Raw genomic sequence first — 20,845 nt, forward strand, 5'->3', positions numbered from 1 at the left:
TCAGATGTGCGGGACATCCTCGGGGATGTCGTAGAAGGTCGGGTGGCGGTAGACCTTGTCGCCGCTGGGGGCGAAGAACGGGTCGCGCTCGTCCGGAGTGGACGCGGTGATCGCGACGGAGGGGACCACCCAGAGGCTGACACCCTCGTTGCGCCGGGTGTAGAGGTCCCGGGCGGCGAGCAGGGCCATCCGGTCGTCGGGCGCGTGCAGCGAACCGACGTGGACGTGGTTCAGCCCGCGCCGCGGGCGCACGAACACCTCGTAGAGCGGCCAGCCGGCCTTGGACTCGGTCACTTTCCGTTCTCCTCGCTCTGCGCGCTCGGCGCGGTCTGCCTGCTCGGGGCGTGGTCCTGCGGGCGGGCGTGGTCCTGCGGCCGGCTCGGGGCGGGCTCCTGCGGCCGGCTCGGGAGGCTGCTCTCTGCCCGGCGCTTCTGCGCGTAGGCGGTGGCGGCCTCGCGGACCCAGGCGCCGTCCTCGTGGGCGGCACGGCGTCGGTCCACCCGCTGGGCGTTGCACGGGCCCTGGCCCTGGATGACCCGGGTCAGCTCGGACCAGTCCGGCTCGCCGAAGTCCCAGCCGCCCCGCTCCTCGTTCCAGCTCAGCTCGGGATCGGGGAGGGTGACCCCGAGGTGCTCCGCCTGCGGGACGGTCATGTCGACGAAGCGCCGACGGAGTTCGTCGTTGGTGTGCCGCTTGATCCGCCAGCCCATCGAGCGGGCGGTGTTCGGCGACTCAGCGTCCGAGGGGCCGAACATCATCAGCGACGGCCACCACCAGCGGTCCACCGCGTCCTGGACCATCCGCCGCTGGGCCTCGGTGCCACGCATCAGCGTCATCAGCAGTTCGTAGCCCTGGCGCTGGTGGAAGGACTCCTCCTTGCAGATCCGGACCATCGCGCGGGCGTACGGACCGTAGCTGCACCGGCAGAGCGGCACCTGGTTGCAGATCGCGGCGCCGTCGACCAGCCAGCCGATCACGCCGACGTCGGCGAAGGTGAGGGTCGGGTAGTTGAAGATCGAGGAGTACTTCTGGCGGCCGGAGATCAGCTTCTCGGTCAGCTCCGCCCGGTCCACCCCGAGGGTCTCGGCGGCGGCGTAGAGGTAGAGGCCGTGGCCGGCCTCGTCCTGGGCCTTGGCGAGCAGGATCGCCTTGCGGCGCAGCGACGGGGCGCGGGTGAGCCAGTTGCCCTCGGGCTGCATGCCGATGATCTCGGAGTGGGCGTGCTGGGCGATCTGGCGGATCAGGGTGGCCCGGTAGGCGTCGGGCATCCAGTCCCGGGGCTCGATCCGCTGCTCGGCGGCGACGACCGCCTCGAACCGCTCCTCCTGCGTCTGTGCGGGGACCGGTTCGGCCACCTCTGTTGTCACCACGAACCCCTCTCGCGTCCTGTCCCTGCGTCGCGCGCCCGGCAGCCGGTGCTCCGGTGTGTCCGGCGCACCGGCGTCCGGCAGCGCGCCGTGCCGGACCCGGCCGCCGCCCTCACGGCAACCGACTGACCGTTCGGTCGGTACCATTGTGCGTGGTGAGGCGGCGCCGTGACAAGGGAACCGGGCCGCCGCAGGTCCGCGGGGCCAGGTCTTCCGGCTTCCGGGGGCGACCGCCCCCGACCGGAAGCGACCACGGTGGGCTCACTCGTGGGTTCGACCGCCTGCTCGGGCGCCGGACCGACCGACGGATCGACCGCTCAGCGGTTCCGTCGACCGGGACCGACCGCCGCTATCGGCCGGCCGTACCGACCGGCCCGAAGGCGGCCCAGCTCCTCCGCGCGGGTGGCCCGCTTGGCGAAGACCTGCTCCTTGCGCTCCTCCATGCGCCGCAGCGCGGCACGGCGGCCGCGGTGCGAGAGCCGGTCGATGTAGAGGCCGCCGTGGAGGTGGTCGGTCTCGTGCTGGAGACAGTGAGCAAAGTAGCCGTCCCGACCGACGGTGGGCCCGTCGCCCGAACCAGCTCGGACGACGGGCCCAGGGGGCCTGGCCTGCCGCTACCGCGGCAGCGGCGCGCTCACCCTTCCGACCGGTCCCGCAGGCGCGGCAACGGTACGGCGAGGAGCGCCGCCAGCAGCGCGATCCGGGGGGCCAGCTGATCGATCCGGATGTGCTCGTGCCGGGCGTGCGCCCCGGCCCCGACCGCGCCGAAGCCGTCCAGCGTGGGCAGGCCGCGCGAGCCCGGCAGATTGGTGTCCCCCGCGCCACCGGCCGGACCGCCGTCCAGCTGCTGTCCCAGCACCGCCGCGAGCGATCGGACGTGCCGCAGCAACGGGTTGGCGGTGCGCTCCGGCCACGCCGGCCGGCTGGACAGCACCTCCGTCCGCACCCGAGCTCCGGGCCGCAGCGCGGTGAGCCTGGCCAGGCTGTCGAGCGTGCGGCGCTGCGCCTCACCGGTGGAGAAGCGCAGGCCGAGCTCGGCCTCGGCCCCGCCGGCGACCACGTTGGCGCGGGTACCGCCGCTGATCCTCCCGGCGTTGAGCTCAGTGCCGGGCTGGCGGGCGAGAGCGCGGACCGCAACCAGCTGGTCGACGAGCTCGTCCACCGCGGAGACGCCCTCGCCCGCGTCGTTGCCGGCGTGCGCCTCCCGCCCGGTGACGGTCAGCCGCACCCGGGTGCTGCCCCGGCGGGCAGTCTTGAGGCGACCGTCCGGGTGCGGCGGTTCGAGCCCCAGGACGGCAGCCGCCCCGCGCAGTTGGCGCTCAACCAGGCGGCGGCCGTCGGGACTGCCGACTTCCTCGTCCGAGACCACGACCAGCCGGACGGTGCGGTGCGGGCGCTGGCCGAGGTCGGCCAGCAGGGCGAACGCACCCTCCAGGACGGCGAGTCCGCCCTTCATGTCGACGACGCCGGGGCCACTGAGAGTGCCGTCCTGTTCGGTGACCGGCCAGTCGTTGAGGATGCCGACCGGCCAGACGGTGTCGTGGTGGCCGACCACGAGAAGATGAGGCAGGCTCTCGTCCTGGCCTTCCCACTGGAGCACCAGGTGGTCACCGGCGGGGCCGGGCTCGCGCCGGGCGGTGGCGCCCGTGGCGCGGAATCCTGCGCTCAACTCCTCGGCGAGGGCGTTGAGTCGGGGCGCGTCGCCACTGGGCGACTCGATGCGGGCGAGGTCGGCGCAGCGGCGCCGTACGGCTCCGGCCAAGGTGCGGGCGCGGGAGCTGAGGGCCTGGGGCAGTCCGGGAAGCGCGGCGGTGGGGCCGGGTTGGGGGTCACCGTCGGTGGTCGCCGGGGCGCGCGACGACACGGTGGCCGTCGGGGCGGGCGCGGCGGGGCGGGCCGGCGGGGCGGACACGACCGGTGCCGTGAGCGATGTCGAGAGCGGTGTCGTGGCCCGGGCCGGATCGGCCTGTACGGCCTCCACGACAACCGGGGCTGAGGCCAGAATCACAGGGGTGTTGGCCGATGCGGGGGTGCCTGCGGCTTCGGCGGTCACGGTCGGCACGGCGGACGGCCGGACGGTTTGGGGACTCAACGCTCGCCTCCGCGGCCGCCGCCGGTATTCAGCGGCCGGACCGGCCGGCCGGACCAGCCCGGGTGTCCGGACCAGCCGGGACGCGCGGCCCCGGCCCTGCGTACGGGCCGCCAGGTCGGCCCGTCTGGCCCAAGTACGGTGGAACGGCTGGGCGGCATGCTTGGCATTGCGTCCTCCTCGCTCGATCCGGAGGCCCCGGTCGGCCCGGAGCCCCCGTGGACGGCGGCTTCGATGCGGCGGGCGCAGCAACGGCACCGCCGCAGGGAAGCCGAGTTGTGAGCCTAGAAGAACCGTTCGGTTTCCTGCGAGGTGGCCCTGCTCCCAGCGCGCCGGGGCCGGGCCCTGCCTCGGGCGCCCGTCGGAGAACAGCGGCGGGCGCACGGCGCGCGGGCCTGGATCGGCACGCGAGCGCGGTCGCCGGATCGCGCCCATCTCCACCATGGACCCCGCGTCCGGGTTCGGCAGCGCAAACGGCCAAGGCGCGGGTTTTCCACGCCGGATGGGTGACAGCGGCTCAGCGTTCGGTACCAGGAAGATGGTCGTCGGCGACGGCGGGGAGCGACAGCCGTGGGCGGCGGCGGAGCGCACGGCGGAATCCACGATGTGGGCGGTGACGGTGAGGGCGGCTGCGGTGAAGGTGGCGGGGGTGAAGGTGGCGGGGGCAGCGCGGGGGTGGAGGGTTGGCCGGTTCAGTCTCGCTCCGGGGGGCTCTGGGGCCGCCGATCCTCAGCCGAGGTCGTCGGTGAGTCCGGCGTCGCGGGCGAGCAATGCGGCCTGGACGCGGTTGCCGACGCCGAGCTCGGAGAGGATCCGGCTGACATGCGCCTTGACGGTGCTCTCGCGCATCCCGAGCACGGCGCCGATCTCGGCGTTGGAGAGTCCGCGGGCCAGTTCGCGCAGGACGTCCGCCTCCCGCGGGGTCAGCCGGGCCGTCCGGCTGCGGGCGGAGACCGAGCGGGGTGCGCCCGTGCGGTGGTAGCGGTCGATGAGGCGGCGGGCGGCGGCCGGGTGCAGCATGCCCTGGCCGCCGGCCACGATGTGGACGGCGCGGGCGATCTCGGCGGGCGGGGTGTCCTTGAGCAGGAAGCCGTCGGCGCCGGCGGCGAGCGCCTGGTAGACGTACTCGTCCAGGTCGAAGGTGGTCAGTGCGATGACGCGCGGGGCGTCCGGCAGCTCGCGCAGCCGACGGGTGGCAGCGATGCCGTCGAGACGGGGCATCCTGATGTCCATCAGGGCGACGTCGACGCGCCGGCGGCGGGCGAGTTCGACGGCCTGCAGCCCGTCGGCGGCCTCGCCGACGACCGTGAGGGCTGGGTCCTGGGCGAGCAGATCGACGAGGCCGAGGCGGACCAGTGCGTCGTCGTCGACCACCATGGTGCGGATCATGAACCCTCGCTCTGGGGCGGCTGGAGCGGTGGGAGCGGTGTCGGTCTCAAGGACGGCGGGAGCGGACCGGTCCGGGCCGGGTGGGGCGGCGGCTGGCGCTCGGGCGGGGGGAGCCGGGCGGCGAGGCGGAAGCCGCCGTGGCCGTCGGCTCCGGCGTCGAAGTGCCCGCCGAGTGCACCGACCCGTTCAGCGAGCCCGACCAGGCCGTACCCGCCGCCGGTGCCGGCCCCGGACGGCTCCGGTCCGCCCGCGTCGTTGCACACCTCGACGGTGGTCGCCGGGGCGCCGTAGCGGACCCGGACCCTCACGGGGGCCGCGTGCGCGTACTTGCGGGCGTTGGTGAGCGCCTCCTGGACGAGGCGGTGGACGGCCAGGCGGTGGGTGGTGGGCACGGCCTCCGGGTCTCCGCCGAGAGCGAGTTCGACCGCCTGCCCGGCGGCGGTGGCCTCCCTGACGAGTTCGGTGAGGTCGCGCAGGGCCGGTGCGGGTATCGGCGTGCGCGGCGGGGAGGGGCATGCCGAGGGCACGGGCACGGGTGATCCGACGGGAGACGGGGCCCGTGCCGAGGCGCTCGCGGGAGCCTGCGGGTCGGTCGGGGTCGCAGACCCGTCCGGCAGGTGGGGCAGGTGGGGCTCCTCTGGTGGCTGCGGTTCGGCTCGGAGCGCGCCCAGGACGTCCCGCAAGTCGTCGAGCGAGCGGGCGGCGGCGGTGCGCAGGAGTTCCAGCCGGTGGGCGAGCCGGTCGGGGTCGTCGGCGACCGTACCGGCTCGGGCCTGGTCGCGCAGGACTCCAACGTGCAGCACGAGCAGGCTGAGGCGGTGGGCCAGCACGTCGTGCATCTCCCGTGCGATCCGGGCGCGTTCGGCGGAGCGGGCCTGTTCTGCGCGGAGCTCGCGCTCCCGCCGGAGCACGTCGACCTGGGAGTGCAGGGTCTCGATCAGGACGCGGCGGCCGTACAGCCAGAGGCCGAGGGCGAGCGCGGCGGCTTCGATGAGCAGCTGTGAGCCGGCGGTCCCGGCCCAGTCGGCGAGGGAGTCGGCGTGGGCCGCGCTGATCAGAGCGATGGTGACGCCACCGGCCGCGGCCGGGCCGACGCGGCCGGTCGAGGCCAGGTGGAAGACGCTGAACAGGCCGGGGAAAGCGCGATTGAGGAGCCCTGCGGTGAGGACGGGGAGGACGGCGGAGGCGACCGGGTGGCGGCGGGCGAGGAGAAGGGACAGGGCGGCGAGGCCTGCGGCGGCGGTGCGCAGGACCCGGTGGGGGCCGTCGGCATTGTTCCACTGGGTGCCGCCCTCCTCAGCGATGAGGGCGAGGATGGCCAGCAGGAGCAAGGTCTCCGTCCAGCGACGGTGGCCGGGGGCGTACCAGCCGAGCAGGGCGGCGGATGGTCGGGGAGCAGGCGGCTCGTCGGGTCGGCGGTCCGGGTGGTGGGGGTCGCCCGAGCGGTTCGGGCGGGTTCGGTGGCGCGGGTGGTCCACGCGGCCTGTGGTCACGCGGTCTCCTCCCATTGGCCTGGGCTGATGCTAGGGCTCGGCCAGGGCGCTCGACCCCTGACGAACGACCAGCGGCACCCTCGACTTTCGTCGGGGTTCGGCACTGCCAATCGACAGATTCGGCCGGGCGCGAGCGCCTCTAGCGTCGGCGCCATGACGACAGATCAGCTGTACTCCCGCATCCGCCCCCACCCCTCCGACACCGGTCCGGACCAGGCTGGTGGTGACCGGCTGCTGTTCCTCGCCGAGGCGTTCCGCACGTTCCACAGTACGGGCGCGCTGGCACCGAGCGGGGCGGACTTGGTGAACGCCCTGGTGGTTCCGGTGACCAGCCGGCCGGACCGGCCGCTCTCGGTCCTGGAGGTCGGCGCCGGCACGGGGGCGGTGACCCGGCGGCTGGCCCAAGTGCTGCGCCCGGGTGACCGGTTGCACGTCGTCGAGGCGAACCCGCGGTTCGCCGGGCGGCTGCGCCAGGATCCGGAGCTGGCCCGGCGTGGACCGGAAGTCGGGCTGCGGTTGTCGGCGTGCCGGGTGGAGGAACTGCCGGAGTGCCGACCGCCCGCGCCGGACGGCGGCGGGCCGGTGGGCGAGCGGTACGACGTGATCGTCTCGGCCCTGCCGTTCACCAACTTCGAGCCTGCGCGGGTCAGACACCTCCTGGAGCTCTATCTGCGGCTGCTGATCCCGGGCGGCGAGCTGACCTGGTTCGGGTACCTGGGCACGACGGCCGCCCGGACGCTGGCCTTCGGGCCCCAGCGGGGCGCGCGGCACCGGGCGGTGACACGGCTGCTGCGGCGGTTCGAGGCGACGTACGGGCTGGGCACCCGGACGGTCTGGCGCAATCTGCCGCCGGCGCAGGCCCATCTACTGCGTGCCCCGGGCGGCAGGGCGGACGCCCGGACGCCCACCCCGGTAACCGGCGCGGCGGACGGAGCGATAGCGGGCGCCACGGCGGCGGGCGCCACGACAGCAGGCGACGCGACAGCGGGCGGAGCCGCGGTGGCGGGCGAGCCGACGGGCGGGGTGGTCACCGGCGCTCGATGATGGACCGGGGCCGTCCCCGGCTCCGTGTCCGGCAGTGAGGAGCCTGCAATGACCGTCACGGTACGCGATGCCGAAGCCGAGAGCCGCTTCGAAGCCCGGGTGGACGATGCCCTGGCGGGGTTCGCCGAGTACATCCGCAGCGACCAGCTGGTGGTGTATCCGCACACGGTGGTCGAGCCGGCCTTCGAGGGGCAGGGCATCGGCGGCGCGCTGGCCCGGGCCGCGCTGGACGACGCGCGCGAGCGCGGGCTGGCGGTGCTGGCGACCTGCCCGTTCATCAAGGCCTGGATGCTGCGCCACCCCGAGTACACGGATCTGGCCTACGAGAACCGCAGCCGGGTGAGTGACTGATGGGCACCGACGGGGACGAGGACGAGGACGAGGCTGGGGCCCTTCGTCGGGGCGCCCGAACGTACGAGGGCGCGGGGATCGCGGTGACCTTCGATCCGCAGGTCTGCCGGCACGCGGCCGAGTGCGTGCGCGGCTTGCCGTCGGTGTTCGACACGGCGCGGCGCCCGTGGATCAGCCCGGACGCGGCGGAGCCGGGGCTGGTCGCCGAGGTGGTGCGGCGCTGCCCGACGGGCGCGCTGACCTACCGACTGGCGGACGGCGATCCGGAGGCCCCGGAGCGGCCGACGACGGTGCGGCGGACAGCGGATGGGCGACTGCTGGTGCGCGGTGAGTTGCGGGTGGCGGGTGCCGCGGGTGAGGTCCGGGAGACGGTGAGGGCGATGTTGTGCGGGTGTGGGTGCAGCGGCGAGCAGCCGTACTGCGACCGGAGCGGGGCGTGCGGCAGGGAGACGGACGACCTGGGCGGGAACGACGGGCAGGGCGGGAGCGACGGGCAGGGCGGCGGCCAAGAGGGTACGGCGACAGCTTCCCGCCAAAGGTGACGAATGACAGATGACAGATGACGGCTGACAAACTTTGAAATCTGTCAGCCGCAGTGTCATAGTGGACCTCGCAGGCTCCCGCACCCCGAGCGGCTGCGCGGGCCTCGTCTCACCCCTCGTCCCCTCATCCGCCAGGAGATCCCCATGTCCACCACTCCCCGGATCCCCCAGCGCCGGCTCGGCGCGACCGGCCCCACCACCTCAGTCCTCGGTCTCGGCTGCATGGGCATGTCCGACCTGTACGGTCCGGCCGACGAGGCCGAAAGCATCGCCACCATCCACGCCGCGCTCGACGCGGGCGTCACCCTCCTCGACACCGGCGACTTCTACGGCATGGGCCACAACGAGCTGCTGATCCACGACGCACTGCGCGGCCGGGACCGCGCGAGCGTGCAGATCAGCGTGAAGTTCGGCGCCCAGCGTGGCCCCGACGGCCAGTGGCTCGGCTACAACGCGAGCCCGGCCGCGACCAAGACCGCCCTCGCGTACACGCTGCGCCGCCTCCGCACCGACTACATCGACGTCTACCGCCCGGCGCGGCTGGACCCGGGCGTCCCGGTCGAGGAGACGGTCGGCGCGATCGCCGACCTCGTCAAGGCCGGTTACGTGCGCCACATCGGCCTCTCCGAGGTCGGCGCCGACTCGCTGCGCCGGGCCTGCGCCGTCCACCCGATCAGCGATCTGCAGATCGAGTACTCGCTGCTCTCGCGTTCCATCGAGGCCGAGATCCTGCCCACCGCCCGCGAGCTGGGCATCGGCGTCACCGCGTACGGCGTGCTCTCGCGGGGGCTGCTCAGCGGGCACTGGGACAACGAGCGTGCTCTGGCCGGCACCGACTTCCGCGGCCACAGCCCCCGCTTCCAGGGCGACAACCTGATCCACAACCTCGACCTGGTCGAGGCCCTGCGCGCGGTCGCCGCCGAGCGGGGCGCGAGCGTCGCCCAGATCGCGATCGCCTGGGTCGCCTCGCGCGGCGAGGACGTCGTGCCGCTGGTCGGCGCCCGGCGCCGCGACCGGCTCACCGAGGCCCTCGGCGCCCTGGACGTCACCCTCACCACGGCCGACCTCGCCGCCATCGAGGCCGCCGTCCCCGCCGGGTCCGCCGCCGGGGAGAGGTACGCTGCCGCTCAGATGGCCCACCTCGACAGCGAGCACTGACCGGCACGACGGCGGTCACCGGTTCGCTGCCGAACGGGGCCTCGCCGGCGGCGCCGCTCCCGCGCCTCCGGTCCGGGCCCCGCCCGGCCGCCGCACCGCCCGTCAGCCGCAGCACCGTCCGCCGCCCCGGCAGCGGACGCACCACCCCGTTAGGACGTACCTCCCCGTGACCACGGACAGCGCACTCACTCCCGAGCAGATCCTGGGCGCGACGGAGGAGGTCCTCCGGCGGTTCGGCCCGGCCAAGGCCACCGTGGTGGACGTGGCCCGCACCCTCGGTGTCAGCCACGGCAGCGTCTACCGCCACTTCCCCAGCAAGGCGGCGCTGCGCGAGGCCGTCACCCAGCGCTGGCTCGACCAGGCGCACGACAGCCTCGCGGCCATCGCCGCCGAGCCCGGACCTGCGGTCGAGCGTCTGCACCGCTGGCTGGAGACGCTGTTCGCCGCCAAGCGGAAGAAGGCGCTGGACGACCCGCAGCTGTTCGCGACCTATCTGGTGCTGGTCGCGGAGACCAGCAGCACCGTCGAGGCCCACGTCGACACCCTGGTGGGGCAGATCGGCCGGGTGGTCCAGGACGGGGTGGACACGAAGGAATTCGGGCCGACTCCGGTGGGCCCGACCGCCCGGGCCCTGTTCGAGGCGACCGCGCACTTCCACGATCCGGCGTACGCCGCCGAGTGGTCCGACCCGCAGGCGCCGGAGCGCTTCGAGGCCCTCTGGAAGCTGCTCCTCGGCGGCCTCCTCGCCCGCTGACCGGGCCCAAGTCCCTCTCCCCCGCCCCGGACCGCACCCGGTGCCCCGGTGCCCCGGTGCCCCGGTGCCGGAAAGGGTTCGCCCGACCGGGCGGTCCCAATCGTCCGGGTCCCAACCGGACGGTCCCAACCGGACGGTCAGCTGCGGGAGTTGCCGAAGAAGATCCGGTAGAGGATCAGCAGCACCAGCGCGCCGCCGATCGCCGAGCCCCAGGTGGCCAGGTCGAAGAAGTGCGCGGACACCGGCCGGTCCAGGATCCGCGAGGAGATCCAGCCGCCGACGAAGGACCCGGCGATGCCGATCAGGGTGGTCACCACCAGGCCTCCCGGGTCCCTCCCCGGCAGCAGCAGCTTCGCCAGCGCCCCGGCCACCAGACCCAGCACGATCCACGCGACTATGCTCATGCGTCCTCCACCTCCGTCACGGCGGTCCCGACTGGCCGCTCTACCGGCGAGGACGCCCCCGTGCGCCCCCGCGGTTGCGATGCGCCGGGCGTGGCACCGACCGGGCCGACCGCCCGCGCCGCGATACTGCGGCCATGCGCATCCTGATCGCCACCGCCGGCTCCCGGGGCGACGTGGCCCCCTTCACCGGCCTCGGCGCCCACCTCCGCGCGGCCGGCCACCAGGTGGCCGTCGCCACCCACACCACCTTCGCCGACCTGGTGCGCGCCGCCGGTCTGGAGTTCCGCCCGCTCCCGGTCGATCCACGCGCCGAACTCGCCTCGGACCGCGGCCAGCGCCTGCTGCGGACCGGCTCCGGACCGTTCTCCGTCATCCAACTCCTGCGCCTGGGCCGCTCCTTCATGCCCGCTCTCGGCGCCGGCATCGTCGCGGCCACCGCCCGGGGCACCGACCTCCTGCTCACCACCAGCGCGACCACCCCGCTCGGCCAGGTCGCCGCCGAGGCCGCGGGCATTCCCAGCATCGGCCTCTATCTCCAACCGATCTCCCCCACTCGGGAGTTCGCGCCCTCGGTGACCGGCACCCGGTCCCTGGGACGCACCGGGAACCTGCTCGCCGGCCATGCCGTGGAGGCGGCCACCGACCGCCTCTTCGCCCCCGCCGTCCGCCAATTGCGCCACCGGCTCGGCCTGCCCCCGCGCAGCATCGCCCGGGCCCGACGCGCCCACCCCGTCCTGCACGGCTTCTCCCCCGCCGTCGTCCCGCGTCCCGCCGACTGGCGCCCCGGCCTGGACGTGGCCGGCTACTGGTGGCCGCATCCCGACCCCGGCTGGCGACCCCCGGAGCGCCTCGTCGACTTCCTCGCCGCCGGTCCGCCGCCGGTCTTCGTCGGCTTCGGCAGCCTGGTCGTCCCCGACCCGGAGGCACTCAGCGCCACCGTTCTCGCCGCCCTGCGCGCGGCCCGGGTGCGGGCCGTTCTCCAGGCCGGCTGGAGCGGCCTCGGCGCGGCCGACTCCGACGACGTCCTCACCATCGACGACACTCCGCACGACTGGCTGTTCCCCCGGATGGCCGCCGTCGTCCACCACGCCGGTGCCGGCACCACCGCCGCGACCCTCCGGGCCGGCACGCCCGCCGTCCCCGTGCCCGCGCAACTCGACGCGCCGTTCTGGTCCGACCGCCTCACCCGCCTCGGCACCTCCCCCGGCCCGGTCCCGCTACCCGCGCTCACCGCCGCCCGCCTCGCCGCGACCGTGCGCCGCGCGCTCGACGACCCCCACTACCGCGAGCGCGCCCGGACCCTGGCCACCACGCTGGCCGAGGAGGACGGCACCGCCAAGGTCCTGGCCACCATCGACCGCCTCTCCTCCTGAACCCGCACACCGGGCCCGCACCGGCCCCGCACCGGTAACCGCCCGACCCCGCACCACCCGCGCACCGGGCCCGCACCGGGGCCGCACCGGCAACCGCACCGGCACGCGGGCCGGGTTCAGCGCCGCCGCCGGCCCGTCCCCCGGCTCAGCGCGGCGTGGAGGACCAACGAGGCCCCGAAGCCGACCGCCCAGCCGTAGTCGGCGAGCGGCTTCAGGAGGGGCACCAGGCCGTCGGCCGGGAACGGGCCGCCGTGGGAGCCGCCGACGGCGAGCAGCCCGCCGACGAGCAGGGCGGTGACGGCGCGCCAGTTCCAGCCGGCGGTGTACCAGTAGGCGCCGTTCGGGCGGTAGAGCTCGGCCGGCAGGAGGCGGGTGCGCCGCAGCAGCCAGTAGTCGGCGATCAGGACACCGGCCACCGTGCCGAGCAGACCACCGACCGTACCGAGCCAGGTGAAGATGTAGACGTGCGGGTCGGCGATCAGCTTCCAGGGGAAGAGCGCGATCCCGACCACGCCCGTGATCAGCGCCCCGGTACGGAAGTCGACGAGCCGGGGCAGCAGATTGGCGAGGTCGTACGCGGGCGAGACGACGTTCGCCGCGATGTTGACGGAGAGCGTGGCGACCAGGACGGTCAGCAGGGCGAACAGGATGCCCACCGGGCTCTCCATCTTCGCGGCGAGCGCGATCGGGTCCCAGATCGGTTCGCCGTAGACGGCCTGGGAGCCGGAGGTGACCAGCACCGAGAGCAGGGCGAAGAGGGTCATGGTGGTGGGCAGCCCCAGCGCCTGGCCGCGGATCTGGGCGCGCTGGCTGCCGCCGAAGCGGGTGAAGTCGGGGATGTTGAGCGCCAGGGTCGACCAGAAGCCGATCATGCCCATCAGGGCCGGGAAGAAGACCTTCCAGAAGTCGCCGTCCCAGCCGAGCCGGGAGGGCTGGTCGAGCAGCGGCCCGAACCCGCCCGCCTTCACGGTGATCCAGGCCAGCAGGGCCAGCGCTCCGACGATGACGAAGGGAGCGGCCCAGTTCTCGAACCGGCGCAGGGCCTCCATGCCGCGGGCGATCACGGCCATCTCGACCAGCCAGAACAGCAGGAAGGAGAGCCACTGCGTCCACGGGTGGCCACCGAACTCGGCTGCGGTGCGCCAGGATTCGCCGAGCAGCTTGCCGACGAGCAGGAAGATGCCCTCGCCGCCGATCCAGGTCTGGATGCCGAACCAGGCGCAGGCGACGGCGGCCCGCAGGAGCGCGGGCAGGTTGGCTCCGCGCAGGCCGAAGGAGGCGCGGGCGAAGACCGGGAACGGGATGCCGTACTTGGTGCCCGCATGGCCGGTGAGCAGCATCGGAACGAGCACCACGAGGTTGGCCAGGGCGATGGTGAGGACGGCCTGCTTCCAGTCCATGCCGAGGGCGACGAGGCCGGAGGCGAGCGTCCAGGAGGGGATGTTGTGGGCCATGCCGACCCACAGGGCGAGGAAGTTGTAGGTGGTCCAGGTGCGGCGGGCGACGGGGACGGGCCGCAGGTCGTCATTGGTGAAGCCGTTGGCGGGCAGCTCGGGGGCGGCGGGGTCGAGTTCGACCAGGCCGTCCCCGAGCTCGCGCTGACCGGCGGCGGGCACGGGTGCGGCCGGGGGCGGCGGGTCACCGTTCACCGGGGCGGGTCTCCTCTCTCAGAGTCGGGGGATGACGTCGGTGCCGTAGGCGTCGATGGTGGTCTCGACGGCGTCGTGCATGGCGTAGACGGCGAACTGGTCGACGCCGAGGGCACGGAGGTGTTCGAGCCGGGTCCGGTGGGCGTCGGCCGGGCCGATGAGGCAGAAGCGGTCGACGATCTCGTCGGGGACGAACGCGGTGTCGGGGTTCCCGGCCCGGCCGTGGTGGCTGTAGTCGTAGCCCTGGCGGCCCTTGATGTACTCGGTGAGGGCTTCGGGGACGACGGCGGAGTGTTCGCCGTAGTGGGTGACGAGGTCGGCGACGTGGTTGCCGACCATGCCGCCGAACCAGCGGCACTGTTCGCGGGCGTGGGCCAGGGCGGCCGGGGAGTCGTCGGCGGTGACGTAGGCGGGGGCGGCGACGCAGATGGTGAGGGCGTCGGGGTCGCGGCCGGCGTCCGCGGCGGCGCTTCGGACGGCCTTGATCATGTACTCGGTGAGGTAGGGGTCGGCGAGTTGGAGGATGAAGCCGTCGGCCTGGCGGCCGGTGAGGGCGAGCGCCTTGGGGCCGTAGGCGCCCATCCAGATCGGCAGCGCGGCGCCTTCGCGGACCCAGGGCAGGTGCATCTCGGTGCCGTCGACCTCGACGGTGCGGCCCTCGGCCAACTCCTTGATGGCGTGCATGGCTTCGGAGAGCCGGGCGAGGGTGGCGGGGTGGCGGCCGGCGACCCGCATCGCGGAGTCGCCGCGGCCGATGCCGCAGATGGTGCGGTTGCCGTACATGTCGTTGAGGGTGGCGAAGAGGGAGGCGGTGACCTCCCAGGTGCGGGTGGAGGGGTTGGTGACCATGGGGCCGACGGTGAGTGTCGTGGTCTCGGCGAGGATCCGGCTGTAGATGACGAAGGGTTCCTGCCACAGGACGCAGGAGTCGAAGGTCCAGCCGTGGCTGAACCCGGCCTGTTCGGCGCGGACCATCCGGTCGATGAGCAGGCGGGCGGGCGGGTCGGTCTGCAGGACGAGGCCGATGTCCATCGGGGGCTCCAGGGAGGGGGTGGGTCCGCCCGGGGCCGAACGGGCCGGCCGCGGGCAACGGCGGTGCGGGGTGGGTCAGGTGAGGTACTGGCAGGTGTCGCGGCGCAGGAAGGCGCCGTGGCCGGCGCGGCCCAGCCAGGTGCCGTCGTCGAGGATCACGGTGCCGCGGGAGAGCACCGTGCGGGCGCGGCCGGTGAGCCGGCGCCCCTCGTAGGCCGAGTAGTCGACGTTCATGTGGTGGGTGGCGGCGGAGACGGTCTGCACGGCGGTGGGGTCGTAGACGACCACGTCGGCGTCGGCGCCGGGGGCGATGGTGCCCTTGCGCGGGTGCAGGCCGAACATCCGGGCGGGAGTGGTGCAGGCGATCTCGATCCAGCGGCGGCGGGTCAGGTGCCCGTCGACGACGGCCTGGTGGAGGAGGTCCATCCGGTTCTCCACACCGGGCAGGCCGTTGGGGATCTTGGAGAAGTCGCCGCGGCCGAGCTCCTTCTGGCCGGCGAAGCAGAACGGGCAGTGGTCGGTGGAGACCACCTGGAGGTCGTTGGTGCGCAGCCCGCGCCAGAGCGCCTCCTGGTGTTCGCGGGGGCGCAGCGGTGTGCTGCAGACGTACTTGGCGCCCTCGAAGCCGTCGGCCCCGGTCTCGGCGAGGTTGTCGGTGGAGAGGAAGAGGTACTGCGGGCAGGTTTCGCCGAAGACGTTGAGGCCGGCGTCGCGGGCCCGGACGAGTTCGTCGAGCGCGGCGGCGGCGGAGACGTGGACGACGTAGAGCGGGCTGCCGGCGACCTGGGCGAGCTTGATGGCGCGGTGGGTGGCCTCGGCCTCCAGGAGTTCGCGGCGGACCTCGCCGTGGTAGCGGGGGTCGGTCCGGCCGGCGGCGAGGGCCTGTTCGACGAGGACGTCGATGGCGATGCCGTTCTCGGCGTGCATCATGACCAGTCCGCCGTTGGCGGCGCCGCGTTGCATGGCGCGCAGGATGCGGCCGTCGTCGCTGTAGAAGACGCCGGGGTAGGCCATGAAGAGTTTGAAGGAGGTGGATTCGCCGGAGTCGACGAGGGCGTCCATCTCCTTGAGGACCGCGTCGTTGACGTCGGAGACGATGGTGTGGAAGGCGTAGTCGACGGCGCAGTTGCCGTCGGCCTTGGCGTGCCAGGTGTCGAGGCCTTCGCGGAGGGAGCCGCCGACGGGTTGGACGGCGAAGTCGACGATGGTGGTGGTGCCGCCCCAGGCGGCGGCGCGGGTGCCGGTCTCGAACGTGTCGGAGGCCGCGGTGCCGCCGAAGGGCAGTTCCATGTGGGTGTGGGCGTCGACGCCGCCGGGGATGACGTAGTGGCCGGTGGCGTCGATGACGGTGTCGGCGGTCCAGGCCCGGGCGGCGTCGCTGTCGGTGGTGGCGAGGGCGGCGATGCGTTCGCCCTCGATCAGGACGTCGGCGTGGATCTCGTCGTGGGCGGTGATGACGAGGCCGCCGCGGATGACGGTACGGGTCACGGTGTTCGCCTCCTCACGCCTCGGTCAGCGGGCCGTAGGCCTCGGGCCGGCGGTCCCGGTAGAACGCCCACTGCTGGCGGACCTCTTCGATGAGGTCGAGGTCGAGGTCGCGGACGACGAGCTCCTCCTCCTTGTCGGAGGCGGGGTCGCCGACGAACTGGCCGCGCGGGTCGACGAAGTAGGAGGTGCCGTAGAAGTCGTTGTCGCCGTACTCCTCGGTGCCGACGCGGTTGATGGCGGCGACGAAGTACTCGTTGGCGACGGCGGCGGCGGGCTGTTCGAGCTGCCAGAGGTAGGCGGAGAGGCCGCGGCTGGTGGCGGAGGGGTTGTAGACGATCTGGGCGCCGGCCAGGCCGAGGGCGCGCCAGCCCTCGGGGAAGTGGCGGTCGTAGCAGATGTAGACGCCGACCTTGCCGACGGCGGTGTCGAAGACGGGCCAGCCGAGGTTGCCGGGCTTGAAGTAGTACTTCTCCCAGAAGCCCTTGACCTGGGGGATGTGGTGCTTGCGGTACTTGCCGAGGTAGCTGCCGTCGGCGTCGATCACGGCGGCGGTGTTGTAGTAGACGCCGGGCTGCTCCTCCTCGTAGACGGGGACGACGACGACCAGGCCGAGTTCGCGAGCGAGGTCCTGCATCCGGCGGACGGTGGGCCCGTCCGGGACGGCCTCGGCCCAGCGGTAGTGCTCGGGGTCCTGCACCTGGCAGAAGTACGGGGCGTTGAAGACCTCCTGGAATCCGATGATCTTCGCGCCCTGGGCGGCGGCCTCGCGGGCGTAGCGCTCGTGGAGGGCGATCATCGTCTCCTGATCACCGGTCCACCGGGTCTGCACGAGGGCGGCACGGACGATCTGCGACATGGGTACCTCCGCAACTCCGTGGCCCGGCCGGGGGGTCGGGCCTGCGGTCTGAGGGCTGGCGGGGCGGATCTGCCTCTGGTTTCCGCACGTGTCGGCATGCGGCGGCGCACACATCTACGTGCGTAGAACGTGGTTCGTCGACCGTAGGCCCGGCCTCGGTGGCCTGACAATACGTCGGACGTAACGTGGCGGGGGCGATCCTGTTACGCGGACACGCGGAGGCTTCCGAATGGGATGAAACACTCATCTACCCCACTGGCCCACTCCTTACCCATTCGGGTGAATCCGGGTGCGAGGTACTGCGCGTCGGGGTAAGACGCCCATGATGCTGCTCCGGTCCGTCACCGAAGCGTTCCGGACGGTGAGTTCCGGTCGGTCGGTGAGTACCGGGCGGCAAGTCCTGGCAGCAAGTCCTGAAGCGAGTCCCGACGATCCGGGCGAGGTCCACGGGGGAGGTCGACGTGACGGCTGCATCCGAGGCGTCCGGGTGGCGCGGCGCGCTCACCGGCGCCCCGCCGGGCCCGGTGCCGCCGTGGGCCGGCCTGCTGATCGCCCTGGGCGTGCCGGTGCCGCTCGCCCTGGGGAGCGTGCTCTTCGCCCGGTGGGCGCCGGCGGTGCGCGGCGTGCGGCTGCAGTTGGCCGGTTCCGCGGCCGCCGCCGAGACCGTCGTCGCCGGGCGGGCGGCCGAGCACCGCGCGGCGCTGCGGGCCGAGCCCTGGCTGCTCGGCGGCTCCACGCTGACCCTCGTCGCGGCCGGACTGCTCGGCTGGTACGTGCTCACCCGGCCGCACTGGCGGCTGGCCGCGCTCGCCGCCGGAGGCGCCGGGCTGCTGGCGGGCGCCCTGGGGGGCGTGGAGAACGTCCTGCTCGGCGCCGGGCTGGACGGGCTCGGCGCGGGGCCGGCCGGCGCGCGCTCCGGCGCCGACGCGCCGTTCGCCGCCGCGGCCGCGCTGGCCACCGTCAAGTGGCTGCTGTTGCTGCCGGCCGGGGCGATCGCGCTGGCCGTCCTCGTGATCACCCTGCACCGTGCGGTGGGCGGCATCCTGCGGCGCCCGTCCGCACCGGACCCCGGCGACAGTGCTGCCGCACCTGCCGAAGGCGCCGCGGACACCGCCGACCCCGAGCTGATCCCGCCGTGGCCGGTGGCCACCGCGGGCGGCGGGCGCTGGCCGCCCGGCCGCCGCGAACACGGGCCGCTCGACCGCCACGCCCGGTGGCGCAACGGCGCCCGGGTGCCACCCCGCCGGGAGCCCGCCCGGCTCGGCTTCTGCGTCTCGGGCGGCGGCATCCGCTCCGCCTGCGTCACCCTCGGCGCCCTGCAGGCGCTGCGGCCCTGGCTCAAGCAGGCCCGCTACCTGGTCTCCGTCTCCGGCGGCGGCTACACGGCGGGGGCGCTGCAACTGGCGCTCAGCGACTCCGCGCCCGGTGGGCCGGTGCACGCCGTGTCGGGCCTGACGGCCGACAACGTCCTGGAGCCCGGCTCACCGGAGGAGGACCACCTCCGCCGTCACGCCAAGTACCTCGCCGAGGGGGCCGGTCAGTGGCTGGTCGCCCTCGGGACGCTGCTGCGCGGCCTGGTGGCCGCCCTGACCCTGCTGCTCGCCGCCGTCCTGGTGCTCGGCCTCGGGCTGAGCCGCTTCTACCACCTCGTCCCGCTGACCGACCTGGACGCGCTGGCCGCCGTCGGGCTGCGCACCGGCGGGGGCACCGGGGTCGGCACCCTCGCCGTCCGGGAGCCCGCCGTCCTGGCGCTGTTCGGGCTGGTGGCGGCCGCCGCGCTCTGCTGGCTGCTCTGGCTGCTGACCTTCTCGCTGCTCGGCTGGGGCGCCCCCGTGCCGCGCACGCTGCGGCGGCTCTCGCACGGCGCCCTCGCGCTGGCCGCGCTGCTGGCCGGCGGGGTGCTGCTGGTGCCCGGGCTGGCCTGGGGCGCGGTCTGGCTGCAGCAGTCCCTCGCCGTCGGCGCCCGGCAGACCGGCGCCGGCCTCAGCCTGACCGTCCTGCTCAGCTACCTCAGCCTGCTGCTCGGCATACTGTGGCGCGGGCGCCGGGTCGTCGAGCAGGGCGCGGCGGCACTCGGCGGCCTGCTGCGCGGTACCCGGCGGCTCGGCGGCGGGGTGGCCGACCGGCTCGTCCAGTACCTGGCGGTGTGGGCGGCGCTCACCGCGCTGTCGGCCGGTGCGCTGCTCGCACTCGGCTGGGCGGTCGCCACCGGCCACGCCTGGCCCGTCGCCGCCCAGGTGCTGCTGCCGCTCGTCCTCGGCACGGTCGGTCTCAACCTCGACCAGACCTGGATGAGCCTGCACCCGTTCTACCGCCGCCGGCTGGCCTCCGCCTTCGCCGTCCGCCGGGCCACCGAGGACGGCGAGGTACTGGCCCGGCCGTACCGCTTCCACCGCGAGCAGACCTGGCTCAGCCACTACGGCGCCCGGCACCCCGGCTTCCCCCAGGTGGTGTTCGCGGCGGCGGCCAACCTGTCCGGCAGCTCCCGCACGCCCCCGGGGCGCCGGGCGGTCTCGTTCACCTTCTCGCACGACTACGTCGGTGGACCGGACGTCGGCTACGCCCGCACCGACCTGCTGGAGCGGCGCACCCGGCGACACATCGCCAGGGACCTCACCGTCCAGTCCGCGATGGCCGTCTCGGGTGCCGCGTTCTCCTCGGCGATGGGGAGTCAGTCCCGCGGCTACCAGGGCCTGTTCGCCGTCACCAACGCCCGCCTCGGCACCTGGCTGCCCAATCCGGCCGCACTCGGACCGCTCTGGGCACCGGACCGGGACTGGCGACTCGCCCCGCAGCCGGCCGTCCGGCGGCTCCCCTACCAGCTGCGCGAGCTGTGCGGGCGCTACCCGATGGACGACCGCTTCCTGCTCACCACCGACGGCGGGCACTACGAGAACCTCGGACTGGTCGAGCTGCTCCGGCACCGCGTGCGGACGGCGGTCTGCATCGACGCCAGCGGGGACGCCCCCGCCGCCGCCAGTCTGGCGGCGGCGATCACGCTCGCCCGCGAGGAGCTCGGCATCGTCGTCACGCTGCACGAGCCGGACCTGCTGATTCCCGGCAGTACCGACCGGCCGCTGCGCGGTCTGGCGGCACGGCTGGCGGACCGGCTCTCGGCCCGGGCGGTGATCACCGGGGACATCCGCTACCCGGACCCGTTCGACGTCCCCGGCGGCGACACCCACGGCCGCCCCGGCGGTGAGGGCCACGGCCACGGCCGAAGCGATGGCCACCGCGACGGCGACGGCGACGAGTGGCGCCACCACGGCACGCTGATCGTCGTGCAGGCCGTCCTCACCCCCGGCATGCCCTACGAACTGCACGCCTACGCGGCGGCCAACGCGGCGTTCCCAAACGACAGCACCGGCGACCAGTGGTTCGACCACCGGCAGTTCGACGCGTACCAGACGCTCGGCCGCCACCTGGGTGAGCAGGCGGCCCCCGTGATCAAGGCGGCACTGGCCGAACCGGGGCCCGCCGCCGTGCCGGCTCCCGCGCCGACTCCGGCACCGACCCCCGTACGGACCGCCCCCACGGCCCCCACGGCCCCGACCAGCGCGGCAGCGCGCCCGGTCGGGGCGCCTCCCCCGCCGCGGCGCGCCACGCACGAGTGAACGGGCTCGCTTGACTCGCGCCCGTCGCGTCGGGAAGGATCCGGCGCATGGACTCCGGCACCACTCTGGTTTGCCGCCTGCACGTCGATCTGCGACGCCAGGCGAGTTCCATCTGTGCCTGTTGACCTTGACTCTCCCCGCCGGTCCCGCCCTGTGACGTCTGCCAGGGCCCGCTCCGCGCACCCGTACCCGTCTTCCTGACGCGCCCTGCCCGGCGCACCCGTGCCGCCCGGCACGCCTGC

The 20,845-nt window shown here is 74.2% G+C and carries 18 protein-coding genes and 1 pseudogene; 8 read left to right on the top strand and 11 right to left on the bottom strand.

Going from position 1 to position 20,845, the window contains the following annotated elements:
• From paaB to AB0J08_RS14430, 6 genes and pseudogenes are all read right to left on the bottom strand, one after another.
• On the bottom strand, window positions 1-294 hold the full coding sequence (gene paaB / locus AB0J08_RS14405) for a 1,2-phenylacetyl-CoA epoxidase subunit PaaB (protein ID WP_360632307.1): 294 nt from the start codon (window positions 292-294) through the stop codon (window positions 1-3).
• Window positions 291-1,370: a 1,2-phenylacetyl-CoA epoxidase subunit PaaA gene (paaA, locus tag AB0J08_RS14410; RefSeq protein ID WP_360632310.1), complete on the bottom strand. Its 1,080-nt coding sequence runs from the start codon at window positions 1,368-1,370 to the stop codon at window positions 291-293. The genes paaB and paaA overlap by 4 nt, the downstream gene beginning before the upstream one ends.
• Before the next feature lie 314 nt (window positions 1,371-1,684).
• A pseudogene (locus AB0J08_RS14415) lies at window positions 1,685-1,912 on the bottom strand (peptide deformylase); the annotation flags it as partial.
• Window positions 1,913-2,001: 89 nt separating this feature from the next.
• Window positions 2,002-3,279 carry a M20/M25/M40 family metallo-hydrolase gene (locus AB0J08_RS14420; protein WP_360632313.1) on the bottom strand — a complete coding sequence of 426 codons (1,278 nt, stop codon included), beginning with the start codon at window positions 3,277-3,279 and terminating at the stop codon, window positions 2,002-2,004.
• A 906-nt stretch (window positions 3,280-4,185) separates the two neighbouring features.
• The gene (locus AB0J08_RS14425) at window positions 4,186-4,845 is read right to left on the bottom strand and encodes a response regulator transcription factor (RefSeq protein ID WP_360632316.1); all 660 of its coding nucleotides are present in this window, start codon (window positions 4,843-4,845) and stop codon (window positions 4,186-4,188) included.
• Complete coding sequence (locus AB0J08_RS14430; protein ID WP_360632319.1) at window positions 4,842-6,338, bottom strand: histidine kinase; 1,497 nt, start codon at window positions 6,336-6,338, stop codon at window positions 4,842-4,844. Before AB0J08_RS14430 ends, AB0J08_RS14425 begins: the two co-directional genes overlap by 4 nt.
• Window positions 6,339-6,491: 153 nt before the next feature.
• Between AB0J08_RS14430 and AB0J08_RS14435 the strand changes: the two genes are divergently transcribed.
• From AB0J08_RS14435 to AB0J08_RS14455, 5 genes are all read left to right on the top strand, one after another.
• On the top strand, window positions 6,492-7,382 hold the full coding sequence (locus AB0J08_RS14435; protein WP_360632322.1) for a hypothetical protein: 891 nt from the start codon (window positions 6,492-6,494) through the stop codon (window positions 7,380-7,382).
• Between the two features lie 48 nt (window positions 7,383-7,430).
• Window positions 7,431-7,733 carry a GNAT family N-acetyltransferase gene (locus tag AB0J08_RS14440; RefSeq protein ID WP_360632325.1) on the top strand — a complete coding sequence of 101 codons (303 nt, stop codon included), beginning with the start codon at window positions 7,431-7,433 and terminating at the stop codon, window positions 7,731-7,733.
• On the top strand, window positions 7,733-8,275 hold the full coding sequence (locus tag AB0J08_RS14445) for a (4Fe-4S)-binding protein (protein ID WP_360632328.1): 543 nt from the start codon (window positions 7,733-7,735) through the stop codon (window positions 8,273-8,275). The genes AB0J08_RS14440 and AB0J08_RS14445 overlap by 1 nt, the downstream gene beginning before the upstream one ends.
• A 144-nt stretch (window positions 8,276-8,419) precedes the next feature.
• The gene (locus AB0J08_RS14450) at window positions 8,420-9,433 is read left to right on the top strand and encodes an aldo/keto reductase (RefSeq protein WP_360632331.1); all 1,014 of its coding nucleotides are present in this window, start codon (window positions 8,420-8,422) and stop codon (window positions 9,431-9,433) included.
• A gap of 166 nt (window positions 9,434-9,599) precedes the next feature.
• Window positions 9,600-10,187: a TetR family transcriptional regulator gene (locus AB0J08_RS14455; RefSeq protein ID WP_360632334.1), complete on the top strand. Its 588-nt coding sequence runs from the start codon at window positions 9,600-9,602 to the stop codon at window positions 10,185-10,187.
• A 137-nt stretch (window positions 10,188-10,324) separates the two neighbouring features.
• Here the strand turns inward: AB0J08_RS14455 and AB0J08_RS14460 are convergent, their stop codons facing one another.
• The gene (locus tag AB0J08_RS14460) at window positions 10,325-10,591 is read right to left on the bottom strand and encodes a GlsB/YeaQ/YmgE family stress response membrane protein (RefSeq protein ID WP_360632336.1); all 267 of its coding nucleotides are present in this window, start codon (window positions 10,589-10,591) and stop codon (window positions 10,325-10,327) included.
• 134 nt (window positions 10,592-10,725) lie between these two features.
• On the opposite strand from AB0J08_RS14460, the gene AB0J08_RS14465 reads away from it, so the two are divergent.
• On the top strand, window positions 10,726-11,964 hold the full coding sequence (locus tag AB0J08_RS14465; RefSeq protein WP_360632339.1) for a glycosyltransferase: 1,239 nt from the start codon (window positions 10,726-10,728) through the stop codon (window positions 11,962-11,964).
• Between the two features lie 116 nt (window positions 11,965-12,080).
• On the opposite strand, the gene AB0J08_RS14470 is transcribed toward AB0J08_RS14465, so the two are convergent.
• The 4 genes from AB0J08_RS14470 to AB0J08_RS14485 form a co-directional block, all read right to left on the bottom strand.
• Window positions 12,081-13,544, bottom strand: a complete 1,464-nt coding sequence (locus AB0J08_RS14470) for an NCS1 family nucleobase:cation symporter-1 (protein ID WP_360632422.1) — start codon at window positions 13,542-13,544, stop codon at window positions 12,081-12,083.
• Between the two features lie 87 nt (window positions 13,545-13,631).
• Entirely contained in the window at window positions 13,632-14,645 is a 1,014-nt protein-coding gene (locus tag AB0J08_RS14475) for a TIGR03842 family LLM class F420-dependent oxidoreductase (RefSeq protein WP_360632342.1), read from the bottom strand.
• A 75-nt stretch (window positions 14,646-14,720) separates the two neighbouring features.
• A complete protein-coding gene (gene hydA / locus AB0J08_RS14480; RefSeq protein ID WP_360632345.1) occupies window positions 14,721-16,133 on the bottom strand; it encodes a dihydropyrimidinase in 1,413 nt (470 codons plus the stop codon).
• Between the two features lie 13 nt (window positions 16,134-16,146).
• The gene (locus AB0J08_RS14485) at window positions 16,147-16,989 is read right to left on the bottom strand and encodes a nitrilase-related carbon-nitrogen hydrolase (protein WP_360632349.1); all 843 of its coding nucleotides are present in this window, start codon (window positions 16,987-16,989) and stop codon (window positions 16,147-16,149) included.
• 461 nt (window positions 16,990-17,450) lie between these two features.
• Between AB0J08_RS14485 and AB0J08_RS14490 the strand changes: the two genes are divergently transcribed.
• Window positions 17,451-20,603 carry a hypothetical protein gene (locus tag AB0J08_RS14490; RefSeq protein WP_360632352.1) on the top strand — a complete coding sequence of 1,051 codons (3,153 nt, stop codon included), beginning with the start codon at window positions 17,451-17,453 and terminating at the stop codon, window positions 20,601-20,603.
• Window positions 20,604-20,650: 47 nt separating this feature from the next.
• Complete coding sequence (locus tag AB0J08_RS14495) at window positions 20,651-20,728, top strand: putative leader peptide (RefSeq protein WP_101948289.1); 78 nt, start codon at window positions 20,651-20,653, stop codon at window positions 20,726-20,728.
• Window positions 20,729-20,845 lie beyond the last annotated feature (117 nt).

This window comes from Kitasatospora sp. NPDC050463, assembly GCF_040655255.1.
Classification (GTDB): Bacteria; Actinomycetota; Actinomycetes; order Streptomycetales; family Streptomycetaceae; genus Kitasatospora.

What these genes read in the sequence shown, in the direction of transcription:
- AB0J08_RS14465 (WP_360632339.1), top strand. Translation starts at nt 10,726, where the DNA reads ATGCGCATCCTGATCGCCACCGCCGGCTCCCGGGGCGACGTGGCCCCC.
- AB0J08_RS14460 (WP_360632336.1), bottom strand. Translation starts at nt 10,591, where the DNA reads ATGAGCATAGTCGCGTGGATCGTGCTGGGTCTGGTGGCCGGGGCGCTG.
- AB0J08_RS14450 (WP_360632331.1), top strand. Translation starts at nt 8,420, where the DNA reads ATGTCCACCACTCCCCGGATCCCCCAGCGCCGGCTCGGCGCGACCGGC.
- AB0J08_RS14485 (WP_360632349.1), bottom strand. Translation starts at nt 16,989, where the DNA reads ATGTCGCAGATCGTCCGTGCCGCCCTCGTGCAGACCCGGTGGACCGGT.
- AB0J08_RS14445 (WP_360632328.1), top strand. Translation starts at nt 7,733, where the DNA reads ATGGGCACCGACGGGGACGAGGACGAGGACGAGGCTGGGGCCCTTCGT.
- AB0J08_RS14495 (WP_101948289.1), top strand. Translation starts at nt 20,651, where the DNA reads ATGGACTCCGGCACCACTCTGGTTTGCCGCCTGCACGTCGATCTGCGA.
- AB0J08_RS14440 (WP_360632325.1), top strand. Translation starts at nt 7,431, where the DNA reads ATGACCGTCACGGTACGCGATGCCGAAGCCGAGAGCCGCTTCGAAGCC.
- AB0J08_RS14475 (WP_360632342.1), bottom strand. Translation starts at nt 14,645, where the DNA reads ATGGACATCGGCCTCGTCCTGCAGACCGACCCGCCCGCCCGCCTGCTC.
- AB0J08_RS14425 (WP_360632316.1), bottom strand. Translation starts at nt 4,845, where the DNA reads ATGATCCGCACCATGGTGGTCGACGACGACGCACTGGTCCGCCTCGGC.
- AB0J08_RS14435 (WP_360632322.1), top strand. Translation starts at nt 6,492, where the DNA reads ATGACGACAGATCAGCTGTACTCCCGCATCCGCCCCCACCCCTCCGAC.